The sequence below is a fragment of the Fischerella muscicola PCC 7414 genome (assembly GCF_000317205.1).
Taxonomy (GTDB): Bacteria; Cyanobacteriota; Cyanobacteriia; order Cyanobacteriales; family Nostocaceae; genus Fischerella; species Fischerella muscicola.
This window is the reverse complement of sequence record NZ_AJLK01000040.1, coordinates 1-14454: the sequence shown is the minus strand read 5'-3', so window position 1 is coordinate 14454 and position 14454 is coordinate 1. Positions and strand designations below refer to the sequence as shown.

At 40.3% G+C, this 14454-nt stretch carries 13 protein-coding genes and 1 tRNA gene; 10 read left to right on the top strand and 4 right to left on the bottom strand.

All coding sequences use genetic code 11. From position 1 onward, the window contains the following. Positions 1–29: 29 nt before the first annotated feature. From glcD to cysE, 7 genes are all read left to right on the top strand, one after another. Positions 30–1517: a glycolate oxidase subunit GlcD gene (gene glcD, locus UYI_RS0106130; RefSeq protein WP_016865793.1), complete on the top strand. Its 1488-nt coding sequence runs from the start codon at positions 30–32 to the stop codon at positions 1515–1517. 453 nt (positions 1518–1970) lie between these two features. Further along, a complete protein-coding gene (locus tag UYI_RS0106125; protein WP_016865792.1) occupies positions 1971–3800 on the top strand; it encodes a sensor histidine kinase in 1830 nt (609 codons plus the stop codon). 262 nt (positions 3801–4062) lie between these two features. Then, positions 4063–5343: a peptidoglycan-binding domain-containing protein gene (locus tag UYI_RS0106120; protein WP_051035547.1), complete on the top strand. Its 1281-nt coding sequence runs from the start codon at positions 4063–4065 to the stop codon at positions 5341–5343. A gap of 139 nt (positions 5344–5482) precedes the next feature. Further along, positions 5483–6052 (top strand): DUF1349 domain-containing protein, encoded by a 570-nt coding sequence (locus tag UYI_RS0106115; RefSeq protein WP_016865790.1) that lies wholly within the window; start codon positions 5483–5485, stop codon positions 6050–6052. A 271-nt stretch (positions 6053–6323) separates the two neighbouring features. Next, positions 6324–7196 carry an S-methyl-5'-thioadenosine phosphorylase gene (locus UYI_RS0106110; RefSeq protein ID WP_016865789.1) on the top strand — a complete coding sequence of 291 codons (873 nt, stop codon included), beginning with the start codon at positions 6324–6326 and terminating at the stop codon, positions 7194–7196. Positions 7197–7400: 204 nt separating this feature from the next. Further along, positions 7401–8615 carry a DUF790 family protein gene (locus UYI_RS0106105; protein ID WP_016865788.1) on the top strand — a complete coding sequence of 405 codons (1215 nt, stop codon included), beginning with the start codon at positions 7401–7403 and terminating at the stop codon, positions 8613–8615. 404 nt (positions 8616–9019) lie between these two features. Beyond that, entirely contained in the window at positions 9020–9733 is a 714-nt protein-coding gene (gene cysE / locus UYI_RS0106100) for a serine O-acetyltransferase (RefSeq protein WP_016865787.1), read from the top strand. Between the two features lie 278 nt (positions 9734–10011). Here cysE and UYI_RS39550 read toward each other — a convergent pair whose 3' ends face one another. Beyond that, positions 10012–10143: a hypothetical protein gene (locus UYI_RS39550; RefSeq protein WP_258003479.1), complete on the bottom strand. Its 132-nt coding sequence runs from the start codon at positions 10141–10143 to the stop codon at positions 10012–10014. Positions 10144–10156: 13 nt separating this feature from the next. Between UYI_RS39550 and UYI_RS0106090 the strand changes: the two genes are divergently transcribed. Continuing rightward, positions 10157–10558, top strand: a complete 402-nt coding sequence (locus UYI_RS0106090) for a hypothetical protein (RefSeq protein WP_016865785.1) — start codon at positions 10157–10159, stop codon at positions 10556–10558. A 72-nt stretch (positions 10559–10630) separates the two neighbouring features. Here the strand turns inward: UYI_RS0106090 and UYI_RS0106085 are convergent, their stop codons facing one another. Then, positions 10631–11977, bottom strand: a complete 1347-nt coding sequence (locus UYI_RS0106085; protein ID WP_016865783.1) for a Mur ligase family protein — start codon at positions 11975–11977, stop codon at positions 10631–10633. Between the two features lie 285 nt (positions 11978–12262). Here UYI_RS0106085 and UYI_RS0106080 point away from each other — a divergent pair, with 285 nt between their 5' ends. Beyond that, positions 12263–12904: a ThiF family adenylyltransferase gene (locus tag UYI_RS0106080; RefSeq protein ID WP_016865782.1), complete on the top strand. Its 642-nt coding sequence runs from the start codon at positions 12263–12265 to the stop codon at positions 12902–12904. A gap of 26 nt (positions 12905–12930) precedes the next feature. Then, the gene (locus UYI_RS0106075; protein ID WP_016865781.1) at positions 12931–13170 is read left to right on the top strand and encodes a hypothetical protein; all 240 of its coding nucleotides are present in this window, start codon (positions 12931–12933) and stop codon (positions 13168–13170) included. 210 nt (positions 13171–13380) lie between these two features. Here the strand turns inward: UYI_RS0106075 and UYI_RS0106070 are convergent, their stop codons facing one another. Together UYI_RS0106070 and UYI_RS0106065 are read right to left on the bottom strand one after the other, a co-directional pair. Then, entirely contained in the window at positions 13381–14160 is a 780-nt protein-coding gene (locus UYI_RS0106070) for a TrmH family RNA methyltransferase (protein ID WP_016865780.1), read from the bottom strand. A 69-nt stretch (positions 14161–14229) separates the two neighbouring features. After that, positions 14230–14312 (bottom strand) — tRNA-Leu (locus UYI_RS0106065). Between the last annotated feature and the right edge of the window lie 142 nt (positions 14313–14454).

Sequence of the window (14454 nt, the reverse complement as noted above, 5' to 3'; positions counted from 1 at the left end):
CGATCGCATCGCATCTTTCCACAAAACCTATGCTCACCCAAGACAAACAACAACGCAACTGGCAACCCATCATCAAAGAATTTGAAGCAGCAGTTGGCAAAAATGGTGTAGTACAACGCCGAGAAGAACTGATCACCTATGAATGCGATGGACTCACCAGCTATCGCCAACGTCCGGCGGTGGTAGTGCTACCGAGAACTACACAACAGGTGGCGGCGGTAGTCAAGATATGCAATAAATATGCTGTCCCCTTTATTGCCCGTGGTTCTGGTACTGGTTTATCAGGTGGGGCTTTGCCTGTTGAAAATAGCGTTTTGATTGTTACAGCTTTGATGCGGCAAATACTGAATGTAGATTTAGAAAATCAGCGTGTTGTGGTGCAACCAGGGGTGATTAATAATTGGGTGACGCAAACAGTAAGTGGTGCTGGTTTTTACTATGCCCCTGATCCCTCCAGTCAAATTATCTGCTCTATTGGTGGTAATGTTGCAGAAAACTCTGGGGGTGTACATTGTCTCAAGTATGGTGTGACAACAAACCACGTTTTGGGGTTAAAAATAGTCACTCCTGAAGGCGAAATTTTAGACTTAGGTGGAGAAATCCCCGAAATGCCTGGTTATGATTTAACGGGTATATTTGTCGGTTCAGAAGGAACCTTAGGTATTGCCACAGAAATTACCCTGCGAATCCTCAAAAGTGCAGAATCAATCTGTGTTTTACTAGCAGATTTTACGAGTATTGAAGCGGCTGGAGCAAGTGTTTCTGATATTATCAGTGCGGGGATTATTCCTGGTGGGATGGAAATTATGGATAACCTCAGCATTAATACAGTGGAAGATGTAGTAAAAACAAATTGTTATCCCCGTGATGCAACGGCAATTTTGTTAGTAGAAATTGATGGTTTGGCAGTAGAAGTGGCAGCAAATAAACAAAAAGTTGCCGAAATTTGTAAACAAAATGGTGCGCGTAATGTTACTTCTGCTAGTGATCCAGAACAGCGCCTCAAATTATGGAAAGGACGTAAAGCCGCGTTTGCTGCTGCCGGGCATTTAAGTCCAGATTATTATGTACAGGATGGGGTAATTCCCCGGACTCAGTTGGCTTATGTCTTACAAGAAATTGAGGCATTGAGTCAAAAATATGGTTATAAAATTGCGAATGTATTTCACGCTGGTGATGGCAATCTTCACCCCTTAATTCTATTTGATAATTCTGTTCCTGGTGCATTAGAAATAGTGGAAGAAGTGGGGGGAGAAATTCTGAAGTTATGTGTAAGAGTTGGCGGTAGTATTTCTGGTGAACATGGCATTGGTGCAGATAAAAAATGTTATATGCCACAGATGTTTACGGAAGCGGATTTAGAAACTATGCAATGGGTACGACAAGTTTTTAATCCTCAAGGTTTGGCGAATCCAGAGAAGATTTTCCCGACGCCGCGCACCTGTGGAGAAGCTGCAAAGGCTATGGGTGAGAGTGGTAAGAAGTTTGAGGCAATAGAAGGGGTGGAACGTTTTTAACAGTTATCAGTTATCAGTAACATCATCCGCCTTGGAATGAATTCCAAGGCTATAGGTAATAACCCAATTACCAATTACCAGCCTACACGACAATATAAGTTTTAAGCGCACATAATATCAGTATATAGATATTAAGATTTATAAATTTTAGTAAATGGAAAATTTTAGTACAGTGAATGTATGCAAAAATGCTAAAAAAATATTAAGTAAATAACTTAAATTATTTTGCCATTTACCTGCAAATATATCTTGGATTTTAACAAGCAGGACTTATCTAGGTTGATCAAGTATAAGCTTTACTAACTTTTTCATCAGCAGTGCATACTATAAAATTTCGGTCAACACAGACTGAAATGCTTTTGTTTAAAGCAGTTTAAGGCATCTATTACATTACATATTATGTTACGGAGATAAAGCCTAGTAGAGTCAGTAAACACAACCAGGGACTCTCGCATGAATATTAATCCATCGGAATCCACCGCAGAGTTGACACAAGCAGCGTGTCAGAAATTCCAAATAGGTACAGATTTAGAAGATGGGAGTAATCCTAATCAAATATTGAGCGCGATCGCTCAACAAATTTGCCAATCTTTTGATTTAAATACGATTGTGAATTTCACAGTTACAGAATCACGCAGGTTCTTATTAAGCGATCGCGTACTCATCTACCGTCTTAATTCTCATGGTGGCGGGACTATAGTTGCAGAATCTACTATTGTTCCGGGTAAGCCATTGTTGGGAATGAAGATCACAGACACTTGCTTTCACGAAAAACACGCAGAACGTTACAAGCGGGGTTGTATCCAGATTGTAGAAGATATTTACGCCGCTGGCTTGCATCCTTGTCAAATAGATTTTCTATCCTCCTTGCAGATTAGAGCTAATCTGGTAGTACCGATTTTATGCCAGCAGGATCTTTGGGGATTGCTAATCGCCCAGCATTGTTCTGAACCACGGCAATGGCAACAAGTAGAAATTGATTTACTCAAGCAATTAGCAATCCAAATCAATATTGCCATTCAACAAACAGAACTCCGTCAACAGGTGCAGGATCTGCAAACCAAAATGAAGTTGCAGCAGCATCAATTCTTGATGCAAAATCTAACTGAACAAATCCGTGATTGTATAGATGCAGACAAGGTTTTAGAAACTGCTATTACTGAATTAGCAAAAGTGTTGCAGGTCGAGCGTTGCCACATCGAATTATATGATACCAACCAGACTTTCACTACTATTGCCCACGAGTACACTACCATCCCTCCTGTGTACCAAGGGATGAAACGATGGGTTAGAGACTTTCCCGAACTGTATCAGTCACTATTACAAAAACAGTCATTGCAATTTAGTGAAGTTTTACGAGATTGGAATCCGCAGTTAGTTGTAGTGAGACAGCTAGCTTGTCCCATTTTTGACGCCGAAACAGTGATGGGAAATATTTGGCTGACAAAAGTCACTCCAGAACTGTTTGCAGAATGGGAAATTAAACTGGTACAGCAAGTAGCCAATCAATGTGCGATCGCGATTCGTCAAGCCAGACTTTATCAGCTAGCCCAGACACAAGTAAACCAACTCGAAAAACTTGAAAACCTCAAACACGAATTTCTCAGATCCCTGTCTCATGAATTGCGAACACCAATCACCAGTATTAGCCTAGCCGTACAAACTCTAGAAGCAATTATCAAGCAAGAAACAGTATTAGATACAGACATCGTGTCACAATTATTGCAGATTTTACAGAACGAGTGTCAGCGAGAAAGCAAACTGATTAACGATTTGCTTTCACTTACATATTTAGAAGCAGAAGCTGATGTTTTAACTATAATCATGATTGATCTCAACAGTTGGCTTCCTCCGATTGTGGAATCTTTTCGAGAAGTGACTATTTGTCAGCAACAACAGTTATTCTTGCATCTAGCTGCGGAAGTGCCGCTTTTGGAAACAGATATCACTCATTTAGAACGGATTGTTACAGAATTACTCAGCAATGCCTGTAAATATACACCTGCGGGAGAATCGATTACCGTTGCTGCATCTGCAACAGAGAAAACTGTAGAGATTAGCATTAGCAATTCTGGTGTTAAAATTGCTACTGATGATCTGGTACGTATTTTCGACCCATTTTACCGCCTTCCTCAACATAATCCTTGGCAATATGGTGGCACTGGACTTGGATTAGCACTAGTGCAGAAGCTGGTCAAACATTTAAAAGGCTCAATCCGTGTCGAAAGTACAGCAGCCTCTACTACCTTTATCTTAGTTTTACCCAGAGCGATCGCTGCCTAAGAAAGGGTAAATTAAGTATTCATACTTAAAAAAATCCAATAACTGTAACTGTATGAATCTTGTATAAAAAACTTTAAATATTTGTACTAAGGCAGACTAATTTTTCATGGAAACTCCATAGAAGATGGTATATTTTTTCGTAAATACAACTTAAAAATATATCAGTACTAATACTACTGGAGGCTAATTAAAAATATTTGGGTAATAAATATACACGGAGTCATCCGTGACGAAAACTCTAATATTTGCTATTTAAATAATTATGAGTGACTGGAATAGGCAGAAGTTATCTAATAGTGCGACAATGCGGCTTTTATCTGTAGCATTGACTTTGGCATTTCTCAATATAGCAGGGCAAGCATTAGCACTAGAAAGAGGAAATAGCGGCCCCCAAGTCACAAGTATTCAGAGATGTTTGCAAAGGTTAGGGTACTACAATGGCCCAATCAATGGCAATTTTGGTCCCTTGACAGAAAATGCTGTTAAAAAATTCCAGCAAGCAAAGAGGATTCCTGCAATTGGCCAGGTGGGTCCACAAACTCAACGTGCATTGCAAGCTGCATGTCAACCTCGGCAATCTAAAAGTAGCAGTAGTAATGTTCTCAAAGTAGGTAGTAGGGGAGCAGCAGTCACACAACTACAACAATCTTTGCGAACATTGGGTTACTATAAAGGCCCGGTAACAGGTTATTTTGGTCAAGAAACAGAGCAAGCTGTGATTCGATTCCAGCAATCTAAAAGATTGCAAGCTGATGGTGTTGCGGGTGCAAACACTTTGCAAGTAATACGTACTAGTTTGGCATCAAGACCAAATAATAATAATAATAGTGTCGGTGGTGGAATTGATAAATATCCCAATGCCTTGAACGAAGGTGATGCCGGGCCACAAGTATTACAATTACAAAGAAATTTGGCGCAGTTGCGTTATTTTCAAGCAAATCCTACTGGTAATTTTGGCTCTGTCACCAAAGATGCTGTAGTACGTTTTCAACGTGATTACGGACTCACAGCTAATGGTATTGTCGATGGACAAACTTGGACAGCAATCTCCACCAATGCAAACTATGCCAATAACAACAATTCTGGTTGTTCACCAACAAGCGGTTTTATCTGTTTGGGTGAAAACAGTCCACGCGTTGTCGCCGTGCAACAAAGTTTACGTCAACAGGGATTCTTTAATCGCGAGATTACTGGTTACTACGGTACAGAAACTAGAGATGCTGTTGCCCAATTTCAGCAAACTGCTGGACTCAATCCCACTGGATTTGTAGATTTTCAAACCTGGCAAGCATTGGGATTAACTAATAACAACTCTACAGGAGGAGAAAACCCCAATATTGAAAACCGCTATGTGGTAATTGTACCAATTCGTGATGCCAATACTCTTGAGCAAGTTCGTCAGTTTGTACCCCAAGCTTTTGCAGTCAAATCAAAACTGGGAGATTATGTCAATGCTGGCGCATTTCGCGATCGCCCCGAAGCCGAAAGACGTTCTAGTCAGTTACGCGATCGTGGTTTTGATGCACGGGTAGAATATTTTTAAGGCTTGAGATAAACATACACTTCCATACATGGATGAACATAACAAAATCATCCACTTGGATGAAGTTTAATCACTGCTACTATTAATAAAAGAATAGTATTCAAACCTACAAAATATTACTTAAGCTCTGCTTATGCTAATGAAATGGTATAATGAACCACCAGTGTGGGAGCAACAAGAGAGCGTGATAACTGTTACTGCTGGTGCAAAAACAGATTTTTGGCGTAGAACTCAGTATTGTATCCGTGACAACGGCAATTTTTATTATCAAGAAGTTACAGGCGACTTCACTGCTCAAGTCAAAATTATCGGCAATTATCAAAACTCATGCGATCACGCAGGATTAATGATTCGCATAGATGAAAAAACCTGGCTCAAATCCAGCATTGAATTTGTCAACGATTTACACTACGTCAGTGCCATTGTCACTCACAACGACTCCAAATGGTCAATTGTACCACTAGCACAGAATCCTGATTGCTTATGGTTACGTTTGCAGCGCCGAGGTGACACCGTAGAAGTACTGTATTCGCTTGATGGTAAAGATTACATTCCACTTGAGGTAGCATACCTAACTCAGCAACCAACAGTACAAGTAGGATTAGTATGTGCCTGTCCCCAAAGCGATGGTTTTCAGGTAACATTTGAGGATTTTCAAATTCACACTCACAGTAGTCAACCCAACTCGGAAATCGGATTCCTAAATTAAGAATAGGGAATGATCTCTAATCAGAGTGTTCTACCATCAACTTGTAACTGAGAACTCACTTTGAATGTGAGTAATAAGTAGTGGGAAAAAAACAAAAATTATCAATAACCACCCAGCCACCAACGGAAAATCTATCTGTGTCCATCGGTGTCCATCGGTGTTCGACTAATAAAAAATTATTTTTATTAAGCTCATAAATCAAACCAGATTCCCATAGACACATTTGCCATTAAAATAACTTGGCACAGCAAAAAGCTAGAGGCTAAGAATAATGACAGAAGCTCGAATTGGAATTATTGGTGGCAGCGGTTTATACAAAATGGATGCCCTCAAAGATGTAGAAGAAGTGAAAGTTGATACGCCCTTTGGCTCACCTTCTGATGCTGTAATCTTAGGAACTTTAGATGGTACACGCGTAGCATTTTTAGCTCGTCATGGTCGTAATCACACGTTTCTACCTTCAGAGTTGCCATTCCGCGCGAACATCTATGCGATGAAGCAGTTGGGTGTGGAGTATTTAATTTCAGCAAGTGCTGTGGGTTCTTTGAAAGAAGAAGCAAAGCCATTAGATATGGTAGTTCCCGATCAATTTATTGATAGAACTAAAAATCGGGTTTCTACGTTTTTCGGAGAAGGAATTGTTGCTCACATTGCCTTTGGTGATCCAGTTTGTCATAATTTAGCTGGAGTATTAGCAGATGCGATCGCTTCTTTGAACCTACCAGATGTTACCCTGCATCGTGGTGGTACTTACGTATGTATGGAAGGGCCAGCATTTTCTACCAAAGCAGAATCAAATCTCTACCGCAGTTGGGGTGCAACAGTAATTGGAATGACAAATTTACCAGAGGCGAAGTTAGCACGGGAAGCTGAAATTGCCTATGCAACTTTAGCACTAGTAACTGATTATGACTGTTGGCATCCAGACCATGATAGCGTCACAGTAGAAATGGTAGTGAATAATTTACAACGCAATGCTGTCAATGCACAAAAAGTAATTCAAGAAACAGTGCGACGCTTGAGTGATAATCCACCAGCTAGTGTTGCTCATTCAGCATTAAAATATGCAATTTTGACACCATTGGATAAAGTGTCAACGGCAACAAAAGAAAAATTAGGATTGTTGTTGAAAAAGTATATTTAATTCGCCCTAATACTGCCCATAACTGAAGTATGGGCTAACAACTAAAACCCACTCAAGTGGGTTGAAATGGTTTTTAGTGAACAGCTTGACCTTATTCAGTCTGCTTTTAGTAGACTTGGGCTATTAGCCCGCAGTTTACTTGCGGGCGGGTCAATTACTTAGTCTGATAATATTAATCGAATTCAAGTTAGTTTAAAAGCCTAAATGTTACCAACAGATTTACTCCATCATCACCAAAATGGGGAAGAAATTATTCCCAAAAGATTAAAACTTGATGCTAAACATATAGAGTTAGCCAACGAATTAATTAATTCTTTTCAAGAAGCAGTAGGAAAGACTCAAGGTACGCTAGAACGTCAATTATTAGAATTAGAAGGTGACACAACCGACTATAAAGTGAAGCGGGGTTTGGCTTATCTACTCAAAAGTGGATTTTGTACATTTGAAGTCATCAGTCCCCTAGAACCACAAATGTTAAGAGAAAGGGTATTTGCTTTAGCAGCTAAATCTGTTCCTAGTCCAGAATTAACACAAGTGACATTAAAAAATATAGCTGATAATTTAACTCAAGAACTCGAACGAGAAGTTTTACCAGAACAAGTCCGTGATGGATTGTATGCTGACTTGTCAGAGAATAAAATTCTCACTACTTTTGATGCACCAAAACCAGAAGAATTATTGCACAGATATAATTTATCGCAAGTGCAGGGTGTATTTTATAAAGCCAGTCAATTAGTATTAAATGCTCATCGGAATGTTCCTGGTGAATACAAGCTTTTATTTCGCTATTTAAAATTATTTCAATTGATGGCATATATCGAAGGTGATGCCGACTACGGATTTACAATCACGATTGATGGGCCGACGAGTTTATTTAATCCTAGTACGAGATATGGTTTAGCGATCGCTAAACTTATTCCAGCTTTATTGCATGTCACCAAATGGAGTCTTTCTGCGACACTCCAAGTCCGCGATTTTTATACAGAAACCTGGAAAACCGGACGTTTCACCCTTAATTCTGAGTGTGGGTTAGTGACTCATTACCCACCTGGGAAACCTTACGATAGTATGATTGAAGCATCCTTTGCTGATAAATGGGATGCACTGAAAAGTTGTTGGGCATTAGAGCGAGAAGTTGATTTAATTCCTATTCCTGGTAGTGTGATGATTCCCGATTTTCGGTTAGTGCATCCCGATGGACGCAGTTTTCTCTTAGAAATTATCGGTTATTGGCGACCAGAATATTTACAAAAAAAGTTTGCCCAAGTCCGACGCGCTCAATGTGATAATTTAATTTTGGCAATTTCTGAACGTTTGAATTTGGATAAAGTCGGTGTCAAATTAAACGATGTTCCGGCTATAATAGTTTGGTTTAAAGATAAATTGTTGCCAAAATCCATATTAGCTGTTATTGAGTAAAATCCACAGTTCGTAGTAAGCACTTTAGTGCTTGCGAAAACATTAACTGATGTAAATTAAAGCAATGTCCAAAATCGTTTTTTGATAATCGAACACCGATGGACACCGATGAACACCGATAGATTATTGGTGTGTATTTTATAATTTGACGTCTGGTGTGAATTAATCATTATTTCTAGAGAAGCGATACCAATAATCCATCTGTGTGCATCGCCTTGCACTGTGTTCGTTTTTAAAATATCTAGCGGTTTGCGATGAACTCCAATAAAAGAAAATGTTTTAGTAATATTTGCTAAAATAATATTTTTAAGGCGAATATAACGAGTCTTTCCATAATCTCAATTACCGCCTTTAACAGTGGGGAATCCTGTTCGTAGCCAAGCAATCATCATCAAAATATAAGTATGCTACTAACAGATTTACGAACAATTTATGAACGTGATCCCGCAGCCCGTAACTGGCTAGAAGTATTATTTTGCTATCCTGGACTGCAAGCTTTGCTGTTCCATCGCATCGCCCACTGGCTGTACAAGAAAAATATTCCATTTATTCCCCGCTTCATCTCTCAAATCAGTAGGTTTATCACTGGGATTGAAATTCACCCAGGAGCAAAAATTGGCCGGGGTGTATTTATTGATCACGGAATGGGAGTGGTGATTGGCGAGACGGCTATTGTAGGTGATTATGCCCTGATTTATCAAGGTGTTACCCTTGGCGGTACTGGTAAAGAAACTGGTAAGCGCCATCCTACTTTAGGTAACAACGTTGTTGTGGGTGCAGGTGCGAAGGTATTAGGCAATATCCAAATAGGAGATAATGTCCGTATTGGTGCAGGTTCAGTAGTACTGCGCGATGTACCCAGCAATACAACTGTAGTTGGTATTCCTGGACGCATCACTCGTTGCGAAAACACAAAAGTAGATGTTTTGGCTCACAATCAACTGCGGGATGTAGAAGCTGAAGCAATTCGAGCTTTATTTGAACGTGTGAAGGAACTAGAACAACAAGTCGAACAGTTGGAAGTGAATTTACACATGTCTGTTACTCAAGTAAATCAGGAAATTAGATGTAGTCGGGATTCTGTGATTGAAGATTTTCTAGACGGATCTGGAATTTAAAGTTTAGTTAGAGTTGTCATTTGTCATTTGTCATTGGTCATTGGTAAGGGTTTCAGACCTATCTACTTTTCTTAACATAGTTAGGTTTATTTCCACTCACCTACTTAAAGCAAAGGATTGAAATCTTTGGTTGATAGCAGAACTCATCTAAAGATGACTCAATAAAAGAATGAGTAGGGGCGTACAACTGTACGCCCCTACTTTGTTAAAAATAAAGAATTCATAATATTAGAGATTGTACTTAGCTAAAAAATGTCAATATAAATAAGACACTTAGTTTAGCAGTAAACTGATTTATCTGTGATGGTACAAGCCCCCACAAAATCTGTGGGGTCAATCCAAAATCCGTCTTGAAAAGCTTTGAGCGCCGGCTTGCGGCGATCAAACTTTTTGCAAAATCTAAAATCCAAAATTGTTTGACCTATGGATTGCAAAACTGCAACTTTAGTTTACCAAAGTGAAAATCATCTCGAAAAAATCCAGGAAATTTTTCCAGAAGCTTGGAATTTTTTAGAAGAAGTATCTTTTGCCTACGTTCAGAAAAAGCCAGATAAATTCGATGCAGCTGTCAAAGAAATAGTTGGCGAAACACCTTTCCAATTTAGAATGGTTCACCGTGACGACAGAGACCAACTCACAAAAGACCTTTCTGATTTATTAGGAGATATTACCTCAAGATTACTGCTAGAAAAACATTTTTCAGAAGTAGTTGGTCAGCCAGTATTTTTTAGTACTATTTGTTGTAACAGTCATCTTACTTCTGACCATGAATTAACTTTAGAAGAAGTTTTACCTCTACAGCGGGCAGCAGTGAAGTTACAATAAATGTTAGTTGTTGGTTGTTGGTTGGTTGTTGTTTGGAACAACGAACCATCAACCAGCAACAAAGAACGAAATTTAGCGAATTTTCCTACCAGTTAGTACTTCCCGCACATCAAGCATGGCTGTGTAGGTAGGTAAGATGTTCAATGTTTCGTGATCTGGGGTATGTTCCAAAGCTGTGTTGATAGCTTGTTGCAAATTTTCTTCGACAATCAACTTACAAGTATTTTGAGGTTCGGGATCGCTGTAGCGGAGACGGAGAGCCATATCGTAGGCGCGATCGCCACTCACTATTAGAGTTCCTCCCCGTTGGACTAGTTTTTCTGTATCTACATCCCAAATCCAGGATACATCCTCGCCATCTTGAATGCGATCGTTCAATACTAATAGTGTGGTTTTGTGATGACTTTGAGTCACAACTCGAATAGTTTCATTCGTCCCTACAGGATTTTTTGATAATAAAATTCGTACTTGTTTCCCATTAATATTTAATTCTTCTGCACGACCAAAAGCAGGTTGGAAGTTAGGTATAGCATCGCGAATAGTAGCTTCATCAATCCCCAATTCAATGGCGGTGGTAGCAGCTGCTAAAGTATTGTATTTGTTGTACAAACCAATGAGAATTTGGGGCCATTGGCTACTATCAATAGTTGGTTTGCTTCTAGTAAAACCACAACTGGGACAAGTATATTCGCCCATATGAGACAAATAAACGCCTTTATAGTCTAAAGCGTGTCCGCAACTAGGACAATAGATAGAATCAACAGCATGGGGAATAGCTTCTAAATAATTTTCTGGTTCGTTTAAACCAAAAAATGCAACTCGTTGTTGAGATAACTGCTGACCAAGATAGCAAATTGTCGGGTCGTCAGCATTGGCAACAATAATAGTTTCAGGGGGTAAAGTGGTGATCGCACTTCCCCAGCGTTTACTAATTGTGTCTACTTCTCCGTATCTATCCAGTTGATCGCGGAACAAGTTTAAACAGAGAATCAGTTTTGGTTGAATTGGAGCTAAAACCCTGGGTAGGATATTTTCATCCACTTCTAAAATGGCGTAATCTACATCCAACGAACCTACCAAATTGGTGCTTTCCATTAACGCTGTCATCAAGCCATTTTCTAAATTTGCACCCGTGGAATTGTGAGCAACACGAAAACCTTGACGTTCCAGAATCTCCCGTAAAAACAGCGATGTGGTAGTTTTGCCATTCGTACCAGCAACAAGAATCACCCCATTTTTCACCTGCTGACTCAACAATGGTAACAAACGGGGTTCAATACGACGTGCGATCGCACCAGGTAAAACAGACGCCGCACCTAAACGTAGCGATCGCACCATAAAAGTTACGCTTTTAGCTATGGAGACAGCCAAACCCAGCCGCAGTTTATCTATGAATTGAATTTTGTTTCCCACAACCATATCCTAATCGGCAATTTAATATGCGTGAGTTTAGCGAATCCTTGGTAAAAATACCAGACAATTCATATCATGTCCGCTGGAACACTTATATTATCCGTCCTTGTCGGTAATGGGTAATGGGTAATTAAGATACTGATGATTTTCCAATACCCAATGCCCAAGCTTTATATTGTAAGCAATTAGCCGGACATGATATCAATTGAGAATTTAGTAGGGATGTAAAGCTTTGCGCCCTTATAGTAGATGGTGGTGAGTTATACCCAAAATCTAAAATCCTGTTAGCAAATGACTAATGCCTTTTTTCACGAACAATTGCAACGCACACCAGCACTAATGCATAAACTGCGGGACTTTTCCATTATCATTTGTGGTGCTGGGGCTTTGGGTGCAAATATCACTGAAAATCTAGCTCGTTCCGGTTTTGGCAAGTTACGGGTAATAGACAGAGACAGAGTTGAGGAACGTAACCTTTCTACTCAACCTTACTACCGTTCCGATGTTGGTGCATACAAAGCCAAAATCCTCACCAATAATCTTTACCGTGCTTTGGGTGTCACAGTCGATGGACGTCCCAAAGAATTAACATCAGCCAATGCAGGACAATTGTTAGCAGATAGTGCTTTGATTATTGACACCTTTGATAACAGCAGCAGCCGACAAGCTGTGTTTGATTACTCTACTAATTCTCAAATACCTTGTCTACACGTAGGTTTAGCTTCAGATTATGCAGAAATTATCTGGAACCAAATTTATCGTGTACCTTCACCTGCTAATGATGATATCTGCGACTACCCCCTAGCACGCAACTTGGTTATCCTCGCAGTTGCAGTTGCTTGTGAAGTTATCGTTAATTTTGTAGCTACAGGGAAGCAGGAGAGTTTTACTGTTACCTTAGCTGATTTTGCCGTTCAGCCTTTTAACGTATAAAGTTAGTACAGATTGGGAATTAAATTATGGAGCAAAATCAGCATGAACAGCGCCGCGCCGCTGATCAGGAGTTTCAAAAATCCCTAGACCAACTGCAACAAATTTTACAAGATGATTCTACACAAACAGAAGAGACACCCCAATCCCCCAGTGATTATGAAGGCGATCGCCAAATAGCCGAAACTTCCTCAATCATTGATTTAGATGTGTGGGAAGACGCAGTTGCTGATATCGAGCAATATTTGCAGCAAAAAGGAAAAAGTTGATTGTCAATTGTCATTGGTTAGTAGTTAGTGGTTAGTGGTTAGTAGTTAGTAGTTAGTAGTTAGTAGTTAGTAGTTAGTAGTTAGTGGTTAGTGGTTAGTGGTTAGTAGTTGGTTATTCCTTAATACTCCTCACACTCCACCCTACGGGAAGCCTATGAGCGCGTCTACACACTCCCCCACTCCTCCCCACCTCCCCACCTCCCCATCTCCCTACCCCCTTCTCTGTCTTCGCGCTTCGTATAACATCAACGCAGCTGCGATCGCCACATTCAGTGACTCTACCCCAGGATTGAGAGGAATTTTTACGCTTGTATCTGCCATTGCTGCTAATTCTGGCGACAAACCAGCACCTTCGTTACCCAATAAAATTAAACTTGGCTGACGCCAGTCTACTTGCCAGTAAGTTAAAGTTGCACTCGGCAGGGTTGCGATCACTTGCATTCCCGCCTGTTTAGCTTGCATGACTGTCGCTTTTAAATCTGGACTCACTGTCATAGGCAGACGAAACCATTGTCCGGCGGTGGCTCGTAATACCTTGGGATTATCTAAATCTACACTATCTCCACTCAGCCACAATCCACTCGCCCCAGCTGCTGCCGCAGTGCGAATAATTGTACCCAAGTTACCAGGATCTTGTACTGTTTCCAAAGCTAGTACCACACCAGTAAATGGTATGGGAGTTGGAGAAACATCCCGTTTCGCCAGCGCCACAACTCCATCTGGTTGTACCGTAGTAGCGATCGCCGCCATCACTTCTTCACTGACAATTTCTGTGCGATCGCTCTTTTGACAAGCCTCTTCCCACAACATTGGATGGGATATTTGCCACTGTTGGGTACAACACACCACTGCAAGCGGATAATTTACTGCACAAGCTTCCTCCAACAAGTGTGTTCCCTCCAGTAGGAACAATTGCTGCTTGTGCCGTTCCTTGGCAGCATGGAGTTTTCTAATTTGTTTAACTAAAGAATTCTGTAAACTCGTCAACACAATTTTAGATTTGGGATTTTAGATTTTAGATTAATCCAAAATCGCAAATCTAAAATCTAAAATTTCAGATGCGGAACCCGGGACTTGAACCCGGAAGCCTTGTGGGCACTAGAACCTGAATCTAGCGCGTCTGCCAATTCCGCCAGTTCCGCTTGCGAAGTTGTTTAATGACCGTTTTCTATTATTACTACATTTTTCATAGGTGTCAACTAAGAATTTGAGTGGTTGGTTGTTGGTGGTTAATGGTTGTACCAGACGTGCCATGGCACGTCTGGTACATTGGTTAGTGGTTGA

Excerpts from the sequence above, each read along its gene's own strand:
- UYI_RS0106120 (WP_051035547.1), top strand. The coding sequence starts at position 4,063 with ATGAGTGACTGGAATAGGCAGAAGTTATCTAATAGTGCGACAATGCGG.
- UYI_RS0106115 (WP_016865790.1), top strand. The coding sequence starts at position 5,483 with ATGAAATGGTATAATGAACCACCAGTGTGGGAGCAACAAGAGAGCGTG.
- UYI_RS0106075 (WP_016865781.1), top strand. The coding sequence starts at position 12,931 with ATGGAGCAAAATCAGCATGAACAGCGCCGCGCCGCTGATCAGGAGTTT.
- UYI_RS0106125 (WP_016865792.1), top strand. The coding sequence starts at position 1,971 with ATGAATATTAATCCATCGGAATCCACCGCAGAGTTGACACAAGCAGCG.
- glcD (WP_016865793.1), top strand. The coding sequence starts at position 30 with ATGCTCACCCAAGACAAACAACAACGCAACTGGCAACCCATCATCAAA.
- UYI_RS0106110 (WP_016865789.1), top strand. The coding sequence starts at position 6,324 with ATGACAGAAGCTCGAATTGGAATTATTGGTGGCAGCGGTTTATACAAA.
- UYI_RS0106105 (WP_016865788.1), top strand. The coding sequence starts at position 7,401 with ATGTTACCAACAGATTTACTCCATCATCACCAAAATGGGGAAGAAATT.
- cysE (WP_016865787.1), top strand. The coding sequence starts at position 9,020 with ATGCTACTAACAGATTTACGAACAATTTATGAACGTGATCCCGCAGCC.
- UYI_RS0106080 (WP_016865782.1), top strand. The coding sequence starts at position 12,263 with ATGACTAATGCCTTTTTTCACGAACAATTGCAACGCACACCAGCACTA.
- UYI_RS0106085 (WP_016865783.1), bottom strand. The coding sequence starts at position 11,977 with ATGGTTGTGGGAAACAAAATTCAATTCATAGATAAACTGCGGCTGGGT.
- UYI_RS0106090 (WP_016865785.1), top strand. The coding sequence starts at position 10,157 with ATGGATTGCAAAACTGCAACTTTAGTTTACCAAAGTGAAAATCATCTC.